Origin of the sequence: Amycolatopsis sp. BJA-103, from assembly GCF_002849735.1 — a bacterium.
Classification (GTDB): Bacteria; Actinomycetota; Actinomycetes; order Mycobacteriales; family Pseudonocardiaceae; genus Amycolatopsis.
Window position 1 is genome coordinate 2,379,045 of the sequence record NZ_CP017780.1, and the last position, 17,691, is coordinate 2,396,735.

Sequence of the window (17,691 nt, forward strand, 5' to 3'; positions counted from 1 at the left end):
CCGGCTGCCGTTTTAGTGCGTGGAACGAGCCCTTTTCCTGCGTGCCGCCACGGATTGAAGTCACCGCCCGCACTGCGGATCGTCAGGTGCCGAGATGAACGGACGTTTCATCGAGGAGGTTCCCCACCATGATCCGAAGTTCCCGGACGAGAATCGCGGCCACGATCGCGCTCGCCGTGGCGGTCACCGCCGTGTCCACCCAAGGGTCGTCCGCGGCATCGCTGACCGCCTCCGCGGCGAACGAGAGCGTGCGTGCCTACCTGGTGCTGACCACTCCCGGCGGCATCGACGCCGTCACCAAGGCGGTCACCGACAACGGCGGGCAGGTCCGGGCGGGCTACGCGCCGATCGGTGTCGTCCTCGCGCATTCGGGTGCCGACGACTTCGCCGCGAAGATGCGGAAGGTCTCCGGTGTCCAGAAAGTCGGTGACACCCGCGCCGGTTACGACGTGCCCGTCGAAGGCACCCGCCCGGCGACCGCGGACCGGAACTCGGCCGCGCGCCGCTTCCTCGAACCCCAGCTGGGCAAGTCGATCGCCGCTCCCGCCGAGCCCGTCGACTGGAACATGCAGCAGATGGGCGCGGACAAGGCCTGGGCGATCAACCCGGGCAGCCGGAACGTCACCGTCGGCATCCTCGACACCGGCGTGCAGGGCACCCACGAGGACCTGCGGGACAACTTCGACGCCGCGAACTCGGTGTCCTGCCTCTACGGCAGGCCCGACACCAAACCCGGCGCGTGGGAACCCGATCCCGGTGCGCCCGCCGCCGGGCACGGTACCTCCGTCGCCGGAATCGTCGCGGCCGCGAAGAACGGCAAGGGCGTCGTCGGTGTCGCCCCGAACGTGCGGATCGCGGCGGTCAAGGTGATGGAACCGTCGGGGAACATGTTCCCGGAGAACGTGGTCTGCGGCCTGATGTGGTCGGCCGACCACGGTTTCGAGGTCACCAACAACAGCTACTACGTCGACCCGATCATGTTCAACAACCCCGGTGACCCCGACCAGGCCGCGGTGATCGAAGGCGTCCAGCGCGCCGTCGACTACGCCCGGGGCAAGGGCTCGGTCACCGTCGCGGCGGCGGGGAACTACTCGACCAACCTCGACAACGAGCCCGGCCTGTTCCTGCCCGGCGATCTGCCGAACGCCGTTTCGGTCACCGCCGACACGATCGACAAGAAGCTGGCGTACTACTCCAACTACGGCGTCGACACGGTCGAACTGACCGCTCCCGGCGGCGAAGGCTCCGCGATGGTCAACACCACCGCGCTGGGCGGCGGCTACACCACGTTCAACGGGACGTCCGCGTCTTCGCCGCACGCCGCCGGTGTCGTGGCCCTGCTGGCCTCGGCACATCCCCAAGCCACCCCCGACCAGCTGCGTACGATGCTGCTCACTCAGGCCATCGACACCCCCTGTCCGGCAGGGGACAGCCGCTGCACCGGCACCCCGGCGAAGAACTCGCACTTCGGTGAAGGCATCGCGAACGCCCTCGCCGCGGTGTCCGGCGGCACCAACCCCGAGCCGGAACCCGAGACTCCCGTCTACTCCACGGACTTCGAAACCGCGGGAGGCTGGAGCGTCAATCCCGCCGGCTCCGACACGGCGACCGCGGGCCGGTTCGAGGTGGCCGACCCCGCCGCGACGAACTTCAACTCGTTGACCATGCAGCGCGGTGACACCACCAGCGGCACACGCGCCCTCGTCACCGGCGCCGCGGCAGGCGCGGCGGTGGGGGACAACGACCTCGACGGCGGCGTCACCAGCGCGCTGTCCGCTCCGATCCAGTTGCCCGCCAACGGAAAGCTGTCCGTCTCCCTGTCGTGGTACCTCGGCTACCTGGCGAACTCAGCGGGCGCTGACTACCTCCGCGTCCGTGCCGTCACTGCTGAAGGCACGACCGTCCTGCTCGACAAGAAGACCGGTTCCGCCGACACCGCCGCGCAGTGGTCCACCGCGACCGCCGACCTGACCGCGCTGGCGGGCAAGACGATCCGGATTTCGGTCGAGGCCGCCGACTCCGCGGGCGGAAGCCTGGTCGAAGCGGGCGTGGACGACATCCGCATCACCCGCCGCTGACCGAGACCAGCGGGGTCCTCTCATCCCCGGGGACCCCGCTCCTTCCGCCCGCTCCCAGGAGACAACCATGCGCACACCCGCTCTCGCCGCGCTCCTCAGCGCAGCCACCCTCGCCCTGACCGCGCTACCGGCCGGGGCCGTGCTCCCCGCGCCACCGCCTGGTTCCCCGCCCGCCACGATGCTCGACGCGCTGTCCCGCGACCTCGGGATCAGCCATGACGCGGCCGCCTCGCGTCTTCTCGCGCAGGACGCGGCCGAAGAGATCAACCGCACCCTGCCCGCGTGGATCCGCGAACAGAGCCCCGGCTCGTGGCTCGACGAAGCGACCGGAAAGCTCCTGGTCGCCGTCACCGATGATCAGGCCGCGGCCCGGATCGCGGCGTCGGGCGCCACACCGGTGAAGGTCACCCGAGACCGCGCGGAACTCAAGCGGCTCAGCGCGGAAGTCGCCCGTCTCGCCGCCGGGGGAGTGCCGGGCCTGACCGGCTGGGGCATCGATCCGGTCACGGACACCGTCGCCGTGCGGATCACCGCCGCCGCACGCGACCGGAGCAGCGAAAAGTTCGGCAAGGACGTCGCCGGGCTCGGCGACGGGGTGCGCATCACCTACGTGGCCGAACGCCCACGACCACAAGGCGGCGACGTGCGGCCCGGCGGCCGGTGGCTTCCCGGCGGCGAAGCCAACTGCTCGATCGGATTCCCGGCCACCGACAGCGGAGGCGGCAGGCATTTCCTGACCGCCGGGCACTGCACCAACGACGTGGATCAGCCTGCCTGGGGCAGCGACGGCCAGCAGAACAGGATCGGCACGTCCAACGTCGGCGGCACACACAGTGTCTTCGGCCGCGAAGGAGACATGGGACTCGTCGGCGTCACCGAGTCGTCATGGCGGCTCTCGTCCTCGGTGAACACCTACGGCGGCCCCGCGGTCGATGTCACCGGCGCCACCGAACCCTTGGTCAACCAGGCCGTGTGCCACGCCGGTGTGACCGCCGGGTGGCAATGCGGCAAGGTGACCGCGGTCGACCAGACGGTCGTCTACACCGTGGCGACCCTTGAAGGAATCACCCACACCACCGCCTGCTCGCTCCCCGGTGACTCCGGAGGGGCCTGGCTCGCCGGGACCAGGGCTGTCGGGCTTCACTCCGGCGGCTACTCCTCCTGCTCGCCGGGAGGCGCCCGCGACCAATCCCTGTTCCAGCCGGTCGGCGAGGCACTCGGCAAATGGGGACTGACCCTCCACACCGCGGGCGGATCCGGGGACGGCCAAGCGCCCACGGCCCCGGCGTCCCTCCGCGCGAGTGGCATCACTTCGAACACGGCGACCCTCGAATGGAACGCCTCCACCGACAACGTGGGCGTGGCCGGATACCGGATCTACAACGGCACCGCACTCGCCGGGACCAGCACGACCACCAAGGCCACCGTCGGCGACCTCGCCCCCGCGTCGAGCTACACCTTCACCGTCAAAGCCGTCGACGCCGCCGGGAACCTCTCGACGGCCAGCGCGCCGGTCACCGTGAAAACCGGCGCCGACGACACCGGCCGCACCTTCACCACCACCGCCAACGCTCCGATCCGCGATTTCCAGACCACGGCCAGCAAGGTGACTTCCACCGCGTCGGGAACGACCCGCGATCCGGTCACCGTGAGCATCAACGCGAGTCACAGCTGCATCGAAGATCTCGACATCACCCTCACCGGCCCCTCCGGCCAGAACCACGTGCTTCACCGCTACGGCGGCTACACGTGCCATCCCCTGATCGGCACCACCACCTATCGCGTCCAAACCACCGAACGAGCGGCCGGGACCTGGACGCTGTCCGTCCGTGACGGCGGCCCCGGCGACACCGGCACGCTCGAACGATGGTCTCTCGCACTCTGACCGACGGCGCGTGAACCAGGTGACCTGCGGCCCTAAGCGGCCGGACCGCGGTCCCTTTCCGGCTGCTTAGCCGTCGGACAGCGCATCGCGGGACCTTGATGCCGGTGTGCACGAGGCACGCCGGCTTCAAGGAGGAGAAATGCGCACTCTTCGGTTCGTTTCCACGGTGTTGGGAGCCGCCGCCGTCGCGGCCCTGCTCGTCGCGTCACCGGCCTCGGCCGCTTCGGACGGGTCGGCGACGCTGAAGGCCGCCGGTGTCGACGCGGCGAAGCTCGCTCCGGGCTGGAAGGTCGCCGGGGACGAGGTCGTCTGGAACGGCGGTGAAATCACGCTGTCGCTCTCGGCCAAGGCGCCCGGGGATTGCGCCGCGAACTACGTGTGCCTGTGGCAAGATCGTGATTTCGTCGGCAGGCGGCTGCAGTTCCAGTCGGCGGGCCTGAAGAATCTCGTCGATTACGGATTCAACGACCAGATGTCGTCCTGGTACAACCGGCGTGGGGTCGACGCCCGTTGGTACTACAACATCGGCAGCGGAACCAGCCGCTGCATGCAGGCCGGCGCCCGGTCGTCCTATGTCGGCAACGCCGACAACGACCAGGCGTCCTCGCTCAGGATCTACACTTCTGCCAGCGCCTGCTGAGCGCCTTTTCCTTCGAATGCCGGACGCTTCCCCCGGATATTTCTGACACTCTCGGTCAGGGGTGTTTCGAATAACGGGGGAGAAAAAGGTGAAGGAAATAGCATATTTCTATCGTTTGTTCGGTGAACCCGCGGCCGAGTGGCAGGGCACGGATCTGCCACTCGGCCCGCCGCAGGCACGCCGGGTCTTCGCGCTCCTGCTGATCGAGGCGGGCCGTCCGGTGTCCCGCGACAGGATCGTCGACGAGCTTTGGGGTGAAAATCCGCCGATTTCGGCGAAAGTTCAGGTCCAAGGGCTGATATCGGGCCTCCGCCGGGCTTTGCGTTCACCCAGGGGTGGTGGGCCGATCCTGACCAGGGGAGCGGCGTACCTGCTCGACGCGCGACCGGAGGAGACCGACACCGGCCGGTTCACCTGCCTCGCCGCCCAGGGCCGCGAACTCCTCGCGCGTGACTGCCATCGCGAGGCGGCCCAGCGGTTCCGGGACGCGCTCGAACTGTGGCGCGGGCCGGTGCTCGCCGGTATCCCGGCCGCGGCCGAGGTCGTCGCGCGCTGGGAGGAGGAACGTCTCGCAGCACTGGAGGGCCGGGCCGAGGCCGAACTCGAGCTCGGCGAGCACGATCGGCTGATCCCCGAACTCCGTGACGTGCTCGCCGAGGCGCCGTTCCGCGAGCGGGTCTGCGGGCAGCTGATGACCGCGCTCGCCCACGCCGGCCGGGTGGCCGAGGCACTCGACGTCTACACCGGATGGCGCCGCAGGCTCGTCGACGAGCTCGGTGTCGAGCCGTCACCGGCGATCCGCGCGCTGCACTGCGAAATCCTGCGTGCCGGCCAGGGCGAGGCGGCGCGTGAACATCCCGCGTACCAGGAACCCGCCGTGCCCAGCCAGTTGCCGCCGGGCATCCCGGACTTCGTCGGGCGGGACGAGCTCATCGCGGACCTGCTCGCGGAACTGCGCCAGGACGACGGCCGCGACACCCCGCCGGTCCTGTTGCTGACCGGCGCCGGTGGGATCGGGAAGTCCACGCTGGCGATCAAGCTCGCGCACCAGGTCGCGGACGACTACCCGGACGGGAGGCTGTTCGCGGCCCTGCGCGGGACCACGTCCGAGCCGAGGTCACCGGAGGCCGTACTCGCCGGATTCCTGCGCGCGTTCGGTGTTCCCACCGAGGTGATCCCCGGCGACATCGACGAAAGCGCCTGCCTGTTCCGTAGCCTGGTCCACGGGCGCCGTGTCCTGCTCGTCCTCGACGACGCCGCCGGTGAGGCCCAGCTGCGGCCGTTGCTGCCCGCCGGCCGTGGTTGCGCGGTGCTCGTCACGAGCCGGTTCGTCCTGGCCGGGCTCGAACTCGGCCGCCAGGTCCCGCTCGACGTCATGCCACCCTGCGACGCGAAGGCCCTGCTCGCGAAGCTCACCGAAATCGACGAGGATCCCGTTGCCGCTCAACGGGTTCTCGACCACTGCGACGGCCTGCCGCTGGCCTTGCGGATCGTCGGCAGCCGGATCGGCGACCACTCGGGCTGGCGGCTCGCCGACGCCGCGGGCGAGCTCTCCGTCGAACGGCGACGGCTGGATTGGCTGTGTGCAGGGGATCTTGCCGTTCGCGGCAGTGTTTCTCTCGGCTACCGGCAGCTCGCGCCGGATCGGCAGCGGCTGTTCCGCCGCCTGGGGTTGTTGCCCCCGGCCGATTTCCCCGCCTGGGCGGCCGCGCTGGCCGACAACGGCGAGCCCGAGACCGCGGCCCGCGCGCTCGAAGACCTGCGGCACCGGCACATGGTCCAGCCGGTCTCCCGGGAGACCGGCGTGCCCCGCTATCGCGTGCACGACCTCCTGCGCGCGTACGCGGTCGAGGAGGTCGCGGCCGAGCCGGAACGGGCCCGCGCGGACGCGACCGAACGTGTGCTCGGCGGATGGCTCTGGCTCGCGGAGAAGGCCGCGGATCGACTGTCCCGCAGCGTGTTGCGGCCCGAGCCGGGTGACGCGGCCAGGACCTCGCTCGACGAAAGGCTGGTGACCGAACCGCTCCCGTGGTTCCAGAGCGAACTTCCCGCGCTGGAGGCCGCCGTCTCGCACGCGGCGGACGCCGGGCTCGGGGAACTCGCCTGGGAACTCGCGGTCGTGACGGCGTCCTACTTCGACCACAGTGGACTGTACGCGGAATGGTCCCGGTGCCACCGGTGCGCGCTCGAGGCGGCGAGGGCGTCGGGTTGCGCACGCGGGGAAGCCGCGCTGCTGCGCGGAATCGGCCAGATCCATCTGTACCGGGACGACTTCCGGGAAGCGGGCGAGGCGTTCACCGAGTCGCGCCGGATCAGTGAACGGATCGGCGACCCGGCGGGGCGGGCGAGGGCGCTGACCGGGCTCTGCGTTCTCGCCCGCTCGGCCGGACGGCACGAGAAGGCGCGCGTGACCGCGAGGCGGGCGTTGGCCCTCTTCAGCGAGATCGGTGACGTCCTCGGCATGGCGCACGCCCATACGTCGCATGCTGTCGCGAGCGCCGAGCTCGGCCTGCTCGACGAGGCCGAAGCGGAACTGGACAAGGCGGCGCGGCTCTGCGCCGAACTGGGCGACCCGCATCGCATGGCGCTCGTCCTGCGCAGGCGGGGGCAACTGCATCTGCGGCGCCAGGACCGGCGGAGCGCGATGTCGTGCCTGCGCCGCGCGCTCGAACTGCTCGACTCGCTTTCCGACGAAATCTGCGCCGCGCGGGTCCGGCTCGATCTCGGGCGGGCCCGCGCGATGGCGGGGGACCGGCGGGCCCTCGGGAAGGTGCTGATCGGCACCCCGTAAGCCCCGTAGCGGCCCGCCGGTCCCCGGGCTCAGCCGCGCCAGCGCGCAGTCGGCAGCGCGGGGACCCGGTGACCCCGATGGCCGGTCATCTCCTCGTTCGCGAACAGGGCGTTGAGCACCGCCTCTTCGGTCGCCTGAACCACGGCCTCGAAGAACGGGTCGAGCCTGCCCCACGGAACGAACCGGAGGTTCTCGTACTCGGCCTCCTCCGTCCGCGGGAACCGGCTGGTGAGCGCGCCCGGGTTCGCCGTGCTGAACGCGAGGAAGAGGTCGCCGGAGAAATGCGAGCCCGTGGTGCCGGTGCGGGCGAGACCGAGCGGGACCCGGCGCGCGAGCGAGGTGCACTGGCCGGGCAGCAGGGGAGCGTCGGTCCCCACGATCACGATGACCGAGCCCGCCCCCGGCGGCGCCGTCCAGGCCTCCTCCAACGGATTGTCCGCGCTCAGTTCGAGCCCGACCCGCTCGCCGGCGACGGTGAGTTCGCGGCGTGAGCCGAAGTTGGCCTGTACCAATACGCCCACGGTGTACTCGTCGTCTCCATAGGACACGACACGGGAGGACGTTCCGGTGCCGCCCTTGAAGCCGTAACAGGTCATCCCGGTGCCACCGCCGACGGAACCCTCGCTGACGGGACCGGCCGCCGCGGCGTCGATGGCGGCGATGGCGTGTCCGTTGTGGATGGTCGGTGCGGTGCTGTCGTTCAGGTAGCCGTCCCAGGTTTCGGCGACCACCGGCAGCAGCCATTCGGCGGCCACGTCAGGCCGTTCCCGCACCACCCAGTCGATCACGCCGCGGTGGCAGGCGCCGACGGCGTGCGTGGAGGTGATCAGCACCGGAAGGGTCAGCGACCCGGTCTCGGCCAGCCAGGCGGTACCGGTCATCTCGCCGTTGCCGTTGAGGGCGTACGTCCCGGCCGCGCAGGGCACGGCGAAGTCCTCGTGCCCACGCGGCAGGACGCCGGTGACGCCGGTGCGCACCGATTCGCCTTCGACGAGTGTCGTGAAGCCGATTTCGACGCCGGGGACGTCGGTGAGCGCGTTGTGCTCGCCGGTCCGGCCGGGCAGGGGGACACCCAGATCGCGGGCGCGGGTCATGAACGGTCCTCCAGGGGATTCGTGGTGGCGGTGCGGGCGTAGGACAGCAACATGGCTTCGGCGGTCGCGGTTTCGAGCGTCGGCACGGCCTGGGTGAGGTGCAGGCCGTAGCCGTCCTCCAGGGCGACCAGGTTCCGCGCGATGGCCACCGCGTCCGCGGTCAGGGTGAACTCGCCGGTGGCCGCGCCCGCTTCGAGGATGCCGGTGTAGATCCGCACCTGCTGCTCGTAGAGCGTGATGTGCCGGGCGGCGTACACGGGATCGCGGCGGGCGATGGTGCCGAGCTCGTAGAGCAGCACGCAGAGTTCGTCGCCGGGGCCGGTGGGCAGGCCGCTGCGGATCATCGACAGCAGCCGCTCGACCGGGCCCGTCTTCGCGCCCGCTGCCCGCTCCCTCTCCGAGCAGAACCGCGCCACCGCTTCGCGCTGCACCTCTTGGAGCAGGTCGGCGAGGGTGGGGAAGTAGTACAGGACCGAACCCGACGACAGGCCCGCGCCCTCGGCGATGTCCCGCAGCCGCAGGTTCAGCACGCCGCGTTCGAGGACGGCCCGTCTGGCCACCTCGATCAGTTCGGCCCGTCGTTCCGGTGCCTTGCTCGGTCTCGCCATGCCCTCATTCTTTGAACCTTCTTCAAAAAACGCAAGCCCTGAGCCGGATCAGGTCTTGACGTCACACGGTGAAGGGCCTTTGATGCGTGCTCAACAGTTCTTCGAAGGAGCTTCAAGGAACCCACCTTGTAGGAGGTCGGCCGTGTCCACTCCCGCCCTGCGCCGCGGTCTGCGCACCCTCGGCACGCTGCTCATCACGCTCTCCGCGATCAGCCCCGCCTCGTCCGTCTTCATCATCGCGCCGGGGGTGATCTCCGGCGCCGGTACGGGTGCCTTCTACAGCTTCGTGGCCGCCGCGGTCGTCGGCGTGTTCATGGCCTTCGTCTACGCCGAACTCGCGTCCGCCTTCCCGCTGGCGGGCGGCGAGTACGCGATCGTCACCCGCACGCTCGGCCGCTTGCCAGGGTTCGCGGTACTGGGCCTGATGATCATCACGCAGGTGCTCATCGTCGCGGTGATCGCGCTCGGCGTCGGCACCTATCTCGGCGTGCTCCTGCCCGGCGTGCCCGGTCCGGTGATCGCCGCCGTGACCTGCGTGGTCGCGGCCGTCGTCGGGGTGTTCGACATCAAGCTCAACGCCTGGGTGACCGGCGTCTTCCTCGCGATCGAGATCCTCGCGCTGATCGTGGTCAGCGCGCTCGGGTTGTTCAACCCGGCGCGGTCGTTCAGTGAGCTGCTCGCGCATCCGGTCGCCTCCGACGGGAGCCCGGCGACGGTCGGCGCCATCGCGATCGCCACGTCGGTCGCGATCTTCGCCTACAACGGCTACGGCTCGGCGGTGTACTTCGGCGAGGAGACGCAGGACGCCTCCCGCGGGATCGCCCGCGCGATCCTGTTCGCACTCGGCATCACGGTGCTCGCCGAACTGATCCCGGTGACCGCGGTCCTGCTCGGCGCGCCCGACCTGAACGCGCTGTTCGCCTCGGAGAACATGCTGTCCTACTTCATCGACTCGCGTGGCGGCGGAACGCTCGACACCGTGCTCGGCCTGGCCGTCGCGCTCGCGATCATCAACGCGGTGCTGGCGATCGTGCTGATCAGCTCGCGGATGCTGTTCAGCAGCGGCCGCGACCGCGCGTGGCCGTCGCCGGTCAACCGCGCGCTGTCCGCGGTGCACCCGAAGTTCGGGACGCCGTGGGTGGCCACCGTCGGCACCGGCCTGGTGGCCGCGCTGCTCTGCTTCGTCGATCCGAAACTGCTGCTGGTGGTGACGAGTACGTCGATCGTGGCGGTCTACGCGGCGCTCTGTCTCGGCGCGATCGTCGGCCGCCGCACCGGGGCGACGGCGCACGCCAAGTACCGGATGCCGTGGTTCCCGGTCGCGCCGGTGCTGGCGCTGGCCGTCCTGGTGTTCGTGGTCTACCAGAACCTGCTCGACCCGGCGGTCGGACGGCCGAGCCTGATCGTCACGGCCTGCGTCGCCCTGCTGTCGATCGGGTACTACCTCCTGGTGCTGCGGCGGAAGGGCGGCTGGAAGCTCGCGGACGTCACCGAAGAGAAGGTCGCCGACGAGAAGGCGGAGGAGTCCGCCTGATCAGGTGTACTCCGCGATCTCCACGCCGTACGTCCCCGGCTCGAGCGCCTCGAAGATGTGCGGGATGTCGCCGGGGTAGCAGATGTAGTCGCCGGGCAGCAGTTCGACCGGTTCGTCCAGCGGTCCGACCTTGGCACGGCCGGCGCTGAGGATCACGTGCTCGACGATGCCGCTCATATGCGGATCCGAAAGCCGCGGCTTCCCGGGCTCGGCGCGAATCAGGTAGACGTCGCGCCGGGCTCCGGGCGGACAGGAACTGAGCAGCGTGCACGCGTAGTCGGCGTGTTCGGCGAACACCGTCGGCCCGCTGCCCGAGCGGATGACCTGCACGCGGGGGCGCTCGGGCTCGACCACCCGGGAGAACGGGACGTCGAGCGCGACGCACAGCGCCCAGATCGTCTCGACGCTCGGATTCCCCGAGCCGGACTCCAGCTGGGAGAGCGTGGACTTCGCGATGCCGGCGCGTTTGGCGACCTCGGTGAGGGACAGCCCGGTGCGGGCGCGTTCCCGGCGCAGTGAGGTGGCGATGACGTCCAGGGGTGCGCCGTCGGACGCGGTCGGGGACATGCGTTCGCTCCATCGGTCGTTTTGTTCGCCTTGACGAACACGGGTGCGTTCGTTCATTGTATGATGCTATGCGTTCGATATGGCGAACAACCACTCGTGTCCTGGGGCGCGATCTTCTCCGTGACATCGGGCTGGTCTGCCTCGCCGACACCATCGTCGGCATCTCCTACGGCGCGATCGCGGTCGGCTCCGGCTTCCCGATCTGGGCGCCGATGCTGCTTTCGGTGCTGGTCTTCGCCGGTGCCTCGCAGTTCATGTTCGTCGGCATCATCGCCGCGGGCGGCAGCCCGTTCGCGGCCGTCGCGGCGGGCCTGCTCGCCAACGCGCGGCATCTGCCGTTCGGCTTCGCGATCGGCGACGTCCTGGGGAAGCGGTGGTCGTCGAGGATCGTCGGCAGCCATCTGATGATCGACGAATCGGTCGCGTTCGCGCTGGCCCAGCGTGACGAGGAGCGGCGCCGGGCGGCGTACTGGGTGTGCGGGATCGGGCTGTTCGTCTGCTGGAACGTCGGCGTCCTCGCCGGGGCGTATGCCGGGACCGCGATCAGCGACACCGACGCCTTCGGTCTCGACGCGGCCTTCCCGGCGGTCCTGCTCGCGCTGGTCCTGCCGTCGCTGAGGGACCGCGCGACCCGCCTTCCGGTGTTCCTCGGCGTGGCCGTCGCGCTGGCCACGACGCCGTTCCTGCCCGCCGGGCTGCCCGTGCTGCTCGCACTGGTCGGCGTGCTGGCCGGAGTGGCCGCGAAGGAACCCGCCGAACGTGAACCCGAGGGAGTGCACTGATGGACCCGATGGACCTGATCATCGCGGGCGGCGTGCTCGCCGCCGGGACCTTCGCCTTCCGGTTCGCCGGACCGGTGCTGAAGGCGCGGTTCACCGTGTCGCCCAAGGCCGAGAAGCTGATGGCGCGTTCGGCCGTCGTGCTGCTGGCCGCGCTGGTCGCGGTCGCCGCGCTCACCGAGGGACACGAGTTCGCCGGATTCGCCCGGCCCGCCGGTGTCCTCGTCGGCGGCGTGCTCGCCTGGCGGAAGGCGCCGTTCGCGCTGGTCGTCGTGGCGGCCGCCGCGACCGCCGCCCTGCTGCGGCTCGCCGGGGTCCCCTGACCTGGCCGTTCCCCGGGACGCCTAAGCTGTCGGGAAGGTCTTTCGGGAGGTCGGGTGGCGATCGCGACGGGAGCACGGCCGGTGGTCGGCGTGCTCGCACTGCAGGGTGACGTGCGGGAGCACGCCGAGATGGTGGAGCGCGCCGGCGCGCGGGCCCTGCCCGTCCGCCGCGCGAGCGAACTGTCCGAAGTGGACGGTCTGGTGCTGCCGGGCGGCGAGTCGACGACCATGTCGAGGCTGCTCGAGAGCTTCGAACTGCTCGAACCGCTGCAGGAACGCATCGCGGACGGACTGCCCGCGTTCGGCTCGTGCGCGGGCATGATCCTGCTGGCCCGCCAGGCCCTCGACGGGCGGCCTGACCAGCGGCAACTCGGCGGACTCGACGTCGTCGTCCGGCGCAACGCGTTCGGGCGGCAGGTGGACTCGTTCGAAGCCGACCTCGACTTCACCGGTATCGAAGGCGGTCCGGTGCACGCTGTGTTCATCCGCGCCCCGTGGGTCGAAAAGGCGGGCGACGGGGTCGAGGTACTCGCCAGTGTCCCCGAAATGCCGGGGTCGGACGACGCGGCCGCTAGGATCGTCGCGGTCCGGCAGGGGGCGGTTCTCGCCACGTCGTTCCACCCCGAACTCACCGGGGACGAGCGCGTGCACAGGCTGTTCGTCGACCTCGTGCGGCAGGCTTAGTAAACCGACACTGTGCTCAGCGGCGGGCACAGGAGTAGATGGAGGAGAGATGAGCGGCCACTCCAAGTGGGCCACCACGAAGCACAAGAAGGCCAACCTGGACGCGAAGCGCGGCAAGCTCTTCGCCCGGTTGATCAAGAACATCGAGGTGGCGGGACGGACCGGCGGTGGCGACCCGGATGGCAACCCGACGCTCTACGACGCCATCCAGAAGGCCAAGAAGAACTCGGTCCCGCAGGACAACATCGAGCGCGCGCGCAAACGCGGCGCCGGTGAAGAAGCGGGTGGCGCCGACTGGCAGACCATCACCTACGAAGGCTACGGCCCGAACGGTGTGGCCGTGCTGATCGAATGCCTCACCGACAACAAGAACCGCGCCGCCATGGAGGTCCGGACCGCGCTCACCCGGAACAACGGCTCGCTCGCCGACCCGGGTTCGGTCTCCTACATGTTCAACCGCAAGGGCGTCGTGATCATGCCCAAGGGTGACGCCGCCGAGGACGACGTCCTCATGGCCGTGCTCGACGCGGGCGCCGAAGAGGTCAACGACCTCGACGAGAACTTCGAGATCGTCTCCGAGGCGACCGACCTCGTCCCGGTCCGGAAAGCCTTGCAGGAGGCCGGTTTCGAGTACGAGTCTGCGGATCTCACGTTCCTGCCGTCGGTCAGCGTCCCGCTGGACGTCGACGGTGCGAAGAAGGTCTTCAAGCTCATCGACGCCCTCGAAGATTGCGACGACGTCCAGAACGTTTACGCGAACTTCGACGTCTCCGACGAGGTCATGGCCGAGGTCGGCTGATCGTTTTTCCCGCCATGCCGCGGAAAAAACGTCCCGGGACTAGGTGCGGACGCGGACGTGGGGCAGAATGTCGCCCGTGACGACCTTCGAAGCCGACGCCCTCACCGCCGAAGAAACCGAACTCGTCCAGTGGATCGAGTCGCAGGCGCAGGCCAGAGGGAACGCGGTCATCGCGGTCGAAGGCGACGAGAACGACGCGAACTTCTGCTTCACCACGTGCGCGTGGGCGCTGCACGGCGTCGCGGAAGCGGTCGTGATCGGACTGCCCGAGCACATGGGGCCGGTCCTGCTCGACGCCTACGTCGACCGCGCGGCCGCCGGCGAGATCTTCGAGGTCGGCAAGCGTTACGACGATTTCTTCGAGGGCGCGCCGGTGGTCTTCGAGCGGGTCGCGAAGGGGCACTATCCCGAGTACTTCGGGAGCGCGTTCCTGATCTACCCGGACGGGGACTTCCCGGCGCTGCAGCTGATCGTCGCCACGCCGGACGGGCAGTTCCCCTGGCATCCGGACGCGCCGGAGGGGTTCGACCGGTACCAGCCGGTGCTGACCGAATCCGGTGACCCGGAGAGCTGGACGCCGGGCGTCGACGGTCCCTGAGGTCTCTCGCTCACGTGGTCGTGAGTGGCGATTCGGGTTCTAACCCGAATCGCCACTCACGACCAACCCGCCCCACTCGGCCCAGGCGGCCCTTGCTCACCCCGGGAAGATGCGAAGGTCGAGTTCCCGCGGCTTCGTCGTGGCTGGTGAGGTTGCTGAGGCAGAGGTGCGTTCCCGGCTCCCGAGGTTCCCGCTCCTGTTCCCAATGTCGCATTTGAGTCGCTGAGCGTCTCGAATGCGACATTGGGAACATCAGTCGCTGAGAGATCACACGACTCGCCACTGATGCCGTCGCCCCGGGGCAGACATCACGCAGGCCGTCCACGAACGCGTTACCTCGCAAAGAGACCGAAAGGCGCATCCAGAGGACTGAACGCGCGCTCACCCCAGCCAGGGCGCCAGGTCCTCCGCCGCCTCCGGCCACTCCGCGGCAAGCGCCGCCGCGGAACGGAACTCCACGCAGTCGTCCGTATAGGGCGGCACCACCACCGTCCCGGCCAGGCTCCACTCGCCGGTGCTCACCGACGCCTGCCACACCCCGGCGGGCACCGCGACCTGTGGACGCTGACCGGCCGCGACGTCCGGCCCGAGCACCGGCCGCGAGATCCGCCCGTCCGGGAACAGCAACAGCATCCGCATCGGGGCACCAGCGTGGTGCGCGTAGATCTCCAGCCGGTCCAGCCGGTGCGGAGCCGAGGTCTCCGGCGAAACGAGCAGGTAGTAGATCGCGGAAGCGGTCTCGTCGCGCCAGCTCTGCGCAAAGCGGCCGCCTTCCACGGGAAGCGGCTGGAGGCCCAGATGGGCGGCGAAGTCGTCGAAGCTCGGCATGTCCTCATCTTGCCCGGAGGCAGCTCCGGGTAGCCTCGGGACCTCGAACTGATGTTCGCCAGGGAAGCCGGAGCAGCGGAGGAAAAGCGTGCGGGTACTCGGGGTCGACCCCGGTCTGACCAGGTGCGGGCTCGGGGTGGTCGACGGCGGCACGGGCCGCACCGTCCGCGCCGTGGCCGTCGACGTCGTGCGGACCCCTCCCGACGCGGATCTCGCCGTGCGCCTGCTGGGGATCTCCGACGCCGCCGAGCAGTGGATGGATCGCTACAAGCCCGAGGCCGTCGCGGTGGAGCGCGTCTTCGCGCAGCACAACGTGCGCACCGCCATGGGTACCGCGCAGGCGGGCGGTGTCGTCGCGCTCGCCGCGGCCAGACGCGGGCTGCCGGTCGTGTTCCATACGCCGAGTGAGGTCAAAGCGGCCGTCACCGGCTCCGGCCGCGCGGACAAGGCCCAGGTCACCGGTATGGTCATGCGGCTGCTCGGCCTCGAGGTCAAACCGCATCCGGCGGACGCCGCGGACGCGCTCGCGCTCGCCATCTGCCACCTGTGGCGCGAACCGATGCGGGTCCGGCTCGCCGAAGCCGAGGCCAGGGCGGCCGAGATCGCCAAGAACCACAAGGCCAGGCTCGCCGCCGCGGCACAGCGCGCCAAAAAACACGAAGCCAAAACGCAGGGAGCGGCTCGATGATCTCCTCGGTACGCGGAGAAATCCTCTCCATCGGCCTAGACCACGTCGTGATCGAGGTCGGGGGAGTCGGCTTCGCCGTCCAGGCCACACCCGCCACTCTCGCGACGCTTCGCCGCGGCGAGCAGGCGATGCTGCACACCGCGCTCGTGGTCCGCGAGGATTCCTTGACGCTGTTCGGTTTCGCCGACGCCGACGCCCGCGGACTGTTCGGCCTCCTGCAGACGGTCTCCGGGATCGGCCCGCGGCTCGCACTGGCGACGCTGGCCGTCCTCGACCCCGACAAGCTGCGGTCCGCGCTGGTCGAAGGCAACATCACCGTGCTCACCCAGGTGCCCGGCATCGGCCGCAAGGGCGCCGAGCGACTGACGCTCGAACTGCGTGACAAGGTCACCGCGCTCGCGGGCCCGACCGACGGTTCGCCGGTGGTCACCGCGCCCGGCGTGCTGCGGGGCGAGGTCGTCGAGGCGCTCGCGGGTCTCGGCTTCCCGGCCAAGCAGGCCGAACAGGCCGTCGACAAGGTGCTCAGCGAGGGCGAGGGCCACACGACGTCCTCCGTGCTGCGCGCCGCGTTGGCCACCCTCGGGCGTAAGCGGTAGCTCGCCACATGGACTATGAGGCCGTGACGGATTTCGAGGCCGACGACGAGACGCTTTCGGCGCTGCCACAGACCGGCGAAGGCGAGGTCGAGACCACTCTTCGCCCACGTAAACTCGACGAGTTCATCGGCCAGCCACGAGTCCGTGAGCAGCTCGAACTCGTCCTGGAGAGTGCACGCCGCAGGGGTGTCCCGCCGGACCATGTCTTGTTCTCCGGCCCGCCCGGACTGGGCAAGACGAGTATGGCGATGATCGTCGCCGCCGAACTCAACGCCGCCATCCGGATCACTTCGGGGCCCGCACTGGAACGCGCGGGCGACCTCGCCGCGATGCTGTCCAACCTGGCGCCCGGCGACGTCCTGTTCATCGATGAGATCCACCGGATCGCCCGGCCCGCCGAGGAAATGCTGTACCTCGCGATGGAGGACTTCCGCGTCGACGTCGTCGTCGGCAAGGGGCCCGGCGCCACCAGCATCCCGCTGGAGATCGCGCCGTTCACGCTGGTCGGAGCCACGACGCGGTCCGGCTCGCTGACCGGTCCGCTGCGCGACCGGTTCGGTTTCACCGGCCAGATGGAGTTCTACACCGACAGCGAACTCGACCTCGTCGTGCGCAGGGCCGCCACGATTCTGGAGATCGAGATCGACCGCGACGGTTCCGCGGAGATCGCCCGCCGGTCCCGCGGCACACCCCGGATCGCGAACCGGCTGCTGCGCCGGGTACGCGACTACGCCGAGGTTCGCGCTGACGGGCACGCCACCCGCAAGGTCGTGCGCGCCGCGCTGGAGGTCTACGACGTCGACGAACTGGGCTTCGACCGGCTCGACCGCGCGGTGCTGACGGCACTGGTCCGGTCCTTCGGAGGCGGCCCGGTCGGCGTGTCCACGCTGGCCGTCGCGGTGGGGGAAGAACCGACCACCGTCGAAGAGGTGTGTGAGCCTTACCTGGTCCGCGCCGGTATGCTCGCCCGCACTCCTCGCGGCCGGGTCGCCACAGCGGCCGCTTGGGAACACCTCGGCCTGCCGGCTCCGGCCGGTGCCACACGTGGTGAGCAGGGTGGCCCGAACCTGTTCGACCAGGAATGACCGGGCCGCTCACGCGGTCCGGGGCCCGTGGTGACGACGGGTGGTGGTGGAGTTTCCGCTGGCACCTGGCACACTCGGGTAGAGCACACCCCGCCAAATCGGACAAAACAGCGC

General features: G+C 69.9%; 17 protein-coding genes. 13 read left to right on the forward strand and 4 right to left on the reverse strand.

What is annotated here, in order from left to right; genetic code table 11:
- Nucleotides 1-128: 128 nt before the first annotated feature.
- The 4 genes from BKN51_RS09865 (at nucleotide 129) to BKN51_RS09880 (ending at nucleotide 7,394) form a co-directional block, all read left to right on the forward strand.
- Entirely contained in the window at nucleotides 129-2,078 is a 1,950-nt protein-coding gene (locus tag BKN51_RS09865) for a S8 family peptidase (RefSeq protein WP_101607348.1), read from the forward strand.
- Nucleotides 2,079-2,145: 67 nt separating this feature from the next.
- The gene (locus BKN51_RS09870; protein ID WP_101607349.1) at nucleotides 2,146-3,963 is read left to right on the forward strand and encodes a proprotein convertase P-domain-containing protein; all 1,818 of its coding nucleotides are present in this window, start codon (nucleotides 2,146-2,148) and stop codon (nucleotides 3,961-3,963) included.
- 139 nt (nucleotides 3,964-4,102) lie between these two features.
- Nucleotides 4,103-4,603, forward strand: a complete 501-nt coding sequence (locus BKN51_RS09875) for a peptidase inhibitor family I36 protein (RefSeq protein WP_101607350.1) — start codon at nucleotides 4,103-4,105, stop codon at nucleotides 4,601-4,603.
- A gap of 88 nt (nucleotides 4,604-4,691) precedes the next feature.
- Nucleotides 4,692-7,394, forward strand: a complete 2,703-nt coding sequence (locus BKN51_RS09880) for an AfsR/SARP family transcriptional regulator (RefSeq protein ID WP_158255807.1) — start codon at nucleotides 4,692-4,694, stop codon at nucleotides 7,392-7,394.
- Nucleotides 7,395-7,423: 29 nt separating this feature from the next.
- On the opposite strand, the gene BKN51_RS09885 is transcribed toward BKN51_RS09880, so the two are convergent.
- Together BKN51_RS09885 and BKN51_RS09890 are read right to left on the reverse strand one after the other, a co-directional pair.
- A complete protein-coding gene (locus BKN51_RS09885) occupies nucleotides 7,424-8,488 on the reverse strand; it encodes a DmpA family aminopeptidase (RefSeq protein WP_101607352.1) in 1,065 nt (354 codons plus the stop codon).
- Nucleotides 8,485-9,096, reverse strand: a complete 612-nt coding sequence (locus BKN51_RS09890; RefSeq protein WP_101607353.1) for a TetR/AcrR family transcriptional regulator — start codon at nucleotides 9,094-9,096, stop codon at nucleotides 8,485-8,487. The genes BKN51_RS09885 and BKN51_RS09890 overlap by 4 nt, the downstream gene beginning before the upstream one ends.
- Before the next feature lie 142 nt (nucleotides 9,097-9,238).
- Between BKN51_RS09890 and BKN51_RS09895 the strand changes: the two genes are divergently transcribed.
- A complete protein-coding gene (locus BKN51_RS09895) occupies nucleotides 9,239-10,630 on the forward strand; it encodes an APC family permease (RefSeq protein ID WP_101607354.1) in 1,392 nt (463 codons plus the stop codon).
- On the opposite strand, the gene BKN51_RS09900 is transcribed toward BKN51_RS09895, so the two are convergent.
- Nucleotides 10,631-11,197 (reverse strand): helix-turn-helix domain-containing protein, encoded by a 567-nt coding sequence (locus BKN51_RS09900; protein ID WP_101607355.1) that lies wholly within the window; start codon nucleotides 11,195-11,197, stop codon nucleotides 10,631-10,633. It lies immediately after the preceding gene.
- Between the two features lie 68 nt (nucleotides 11,198-11,265).
- Here BKN51_RS09900 and BKN51_RS09905 point away from each other — a divergent pair, with 68 nt between their 5' ends.
- The 5 genes from BKN51_RS09905 (at nucleotide 11,266) to BKN51_RS09925 (ending at nucleotide 14,380) form a co-directional block, all read left to right on the forward strand.
- The gene (locus BKN51_RS09905; protein ID WP_146044406.1) at nucleotides 11,266-11,979 is read left to right on the forward strand and encodes an AzlC family ABC transporter permease; all 714 of its coding nucleotides are present in this window, start codon (nucleotides 11,266-11,268) and stop codon (nucleotides 11,977-11,979) included.
- Nucleotides 11,979-12,299: an AzlD domain-containing protein gene (locus BKN51_RS09910; protein ID WP_101607356.1), complete on the forward strand. Its 321-nt coding sequence runs from the start codon at nucleotides 11,979-11,981 to the stop codon at nucleotides 12,297-12,299. The genes BKN51_RS09905 and BKN51_RS09910 overlap by 1 nt, the downstream gene beginning before the upstream one ends.
- Nucleotides 12,300-12,353: 54 nt before the next feature.
- Complete coding sequence (pdxT, locus tag BKN51_RS09915; protein ID WP_101607357.1) at nucleotides 12,354-12,983, forward strand: pyridoxal 5'-phosphate synthase glutaminase subunit PdxT; 630 nt, start codon at nucleotides 12,354-12,356, stop codon at nucleotides 12,981-12,983.
- A gap of 49 nt (nucleotides 12,984-13,032) precedes the next feature.
- Nucleotides 13,033-13,782 (forward strand): YebC/PmpR family DNA-binding transcriptional regulator, encoded by a 750-nt coding sequence (locus BKN51_RS09920; protein ID WP_101607358.1) that lies wholly within the window; start codon nucleotides 13,033-13,035, stop codon nucleotides 13,780-13,782.
- 67 nt (nucleotides 13,783-13,849) lie between these two features.
- Nucleotides 13,850-14,380, forward strand: coding sequence for a DUF4262 domain-containing protein (locus BKN51_RS09925; RefSeq protein WP_101607359.1), 531 nt, complete (start codon nucleotides 13,850-13,852; stop codon nucleotides 14,378-14,380).
- Between the two features lie 381 nt (nucleotides 14,381-14,761).
- Here the strand turns inward: BKN51_RS09925 and BKN51_RS09930 are convergent, their stop codons facing one another.
- Nucleotides 14,762-15,208, reverse strand: a complete 447-nt coding sequence (locus tag BKN51_RS09930; protein ID WP_101607360.1) for a cupin domain-containing protein — start codon at nucleotides 15,206-15,208, stop codon at nucleotides 14,762-14,764.
- 88 nt (nucleotides 15,209-15,296) lie between these two features.
- Here BKN51_RS09930 and ruvC point away from each other — a divergent pair, with 88 nt between their 5' ends.
- Genes ruvC through ruvB form a run of 3 tightly spaced genes read left to right on the forward strand, consistent with a single transcriptional unit; the run spans nucleotide 15,297 to nucleotide 17,577 of the window.
- Nucleotides 15,297-15,896 carry a crossover junction endodeoxyribonuclease RuvC gene (ruvC, locus tag BKN51_RS09935; protein WP_101607361.1) on the forward strand — a complete coding sequence of 200 codons (600 nt, stop codon included), beginning with the start codon at nucleotides 15,297-15,299 and terminating at the stop codon, nucleotides 15,894-15,896.
- Nucleotides 15,893-16,492 carry a Holliday junction branch migration protein RuvA gene (gene ruvA / locus BKN51_RS09940; protein ID WP_101607362.1) on the forward strand — a complete coding sequence of 200 codons (600 nt, stop codon included), beginning with the start codon at nucleotides 15,893-15,895 and terminating at the stop codon, nucleotides 16,490-16,492. Before ruvC ends, ruvA begins: the two co-directional genes overlap by 4 nt.
- Before the next feature lie 8 nt (nucleotides 16,493-16,500).
- A complete protein-coding gene (ruvB, locus tag BKN51_RS09945) occupies nucleotides 16,501-17,577 on the forward strand; it encodes a Holliday junction branch migration DNA helicase RuvB (RefSeq protein ID WP_101607363.1) in 1,077 nt (358 codons plus the stop codon).
- Nucleotides 17,578-17,691: the final 114 nt, after the last annotated feature.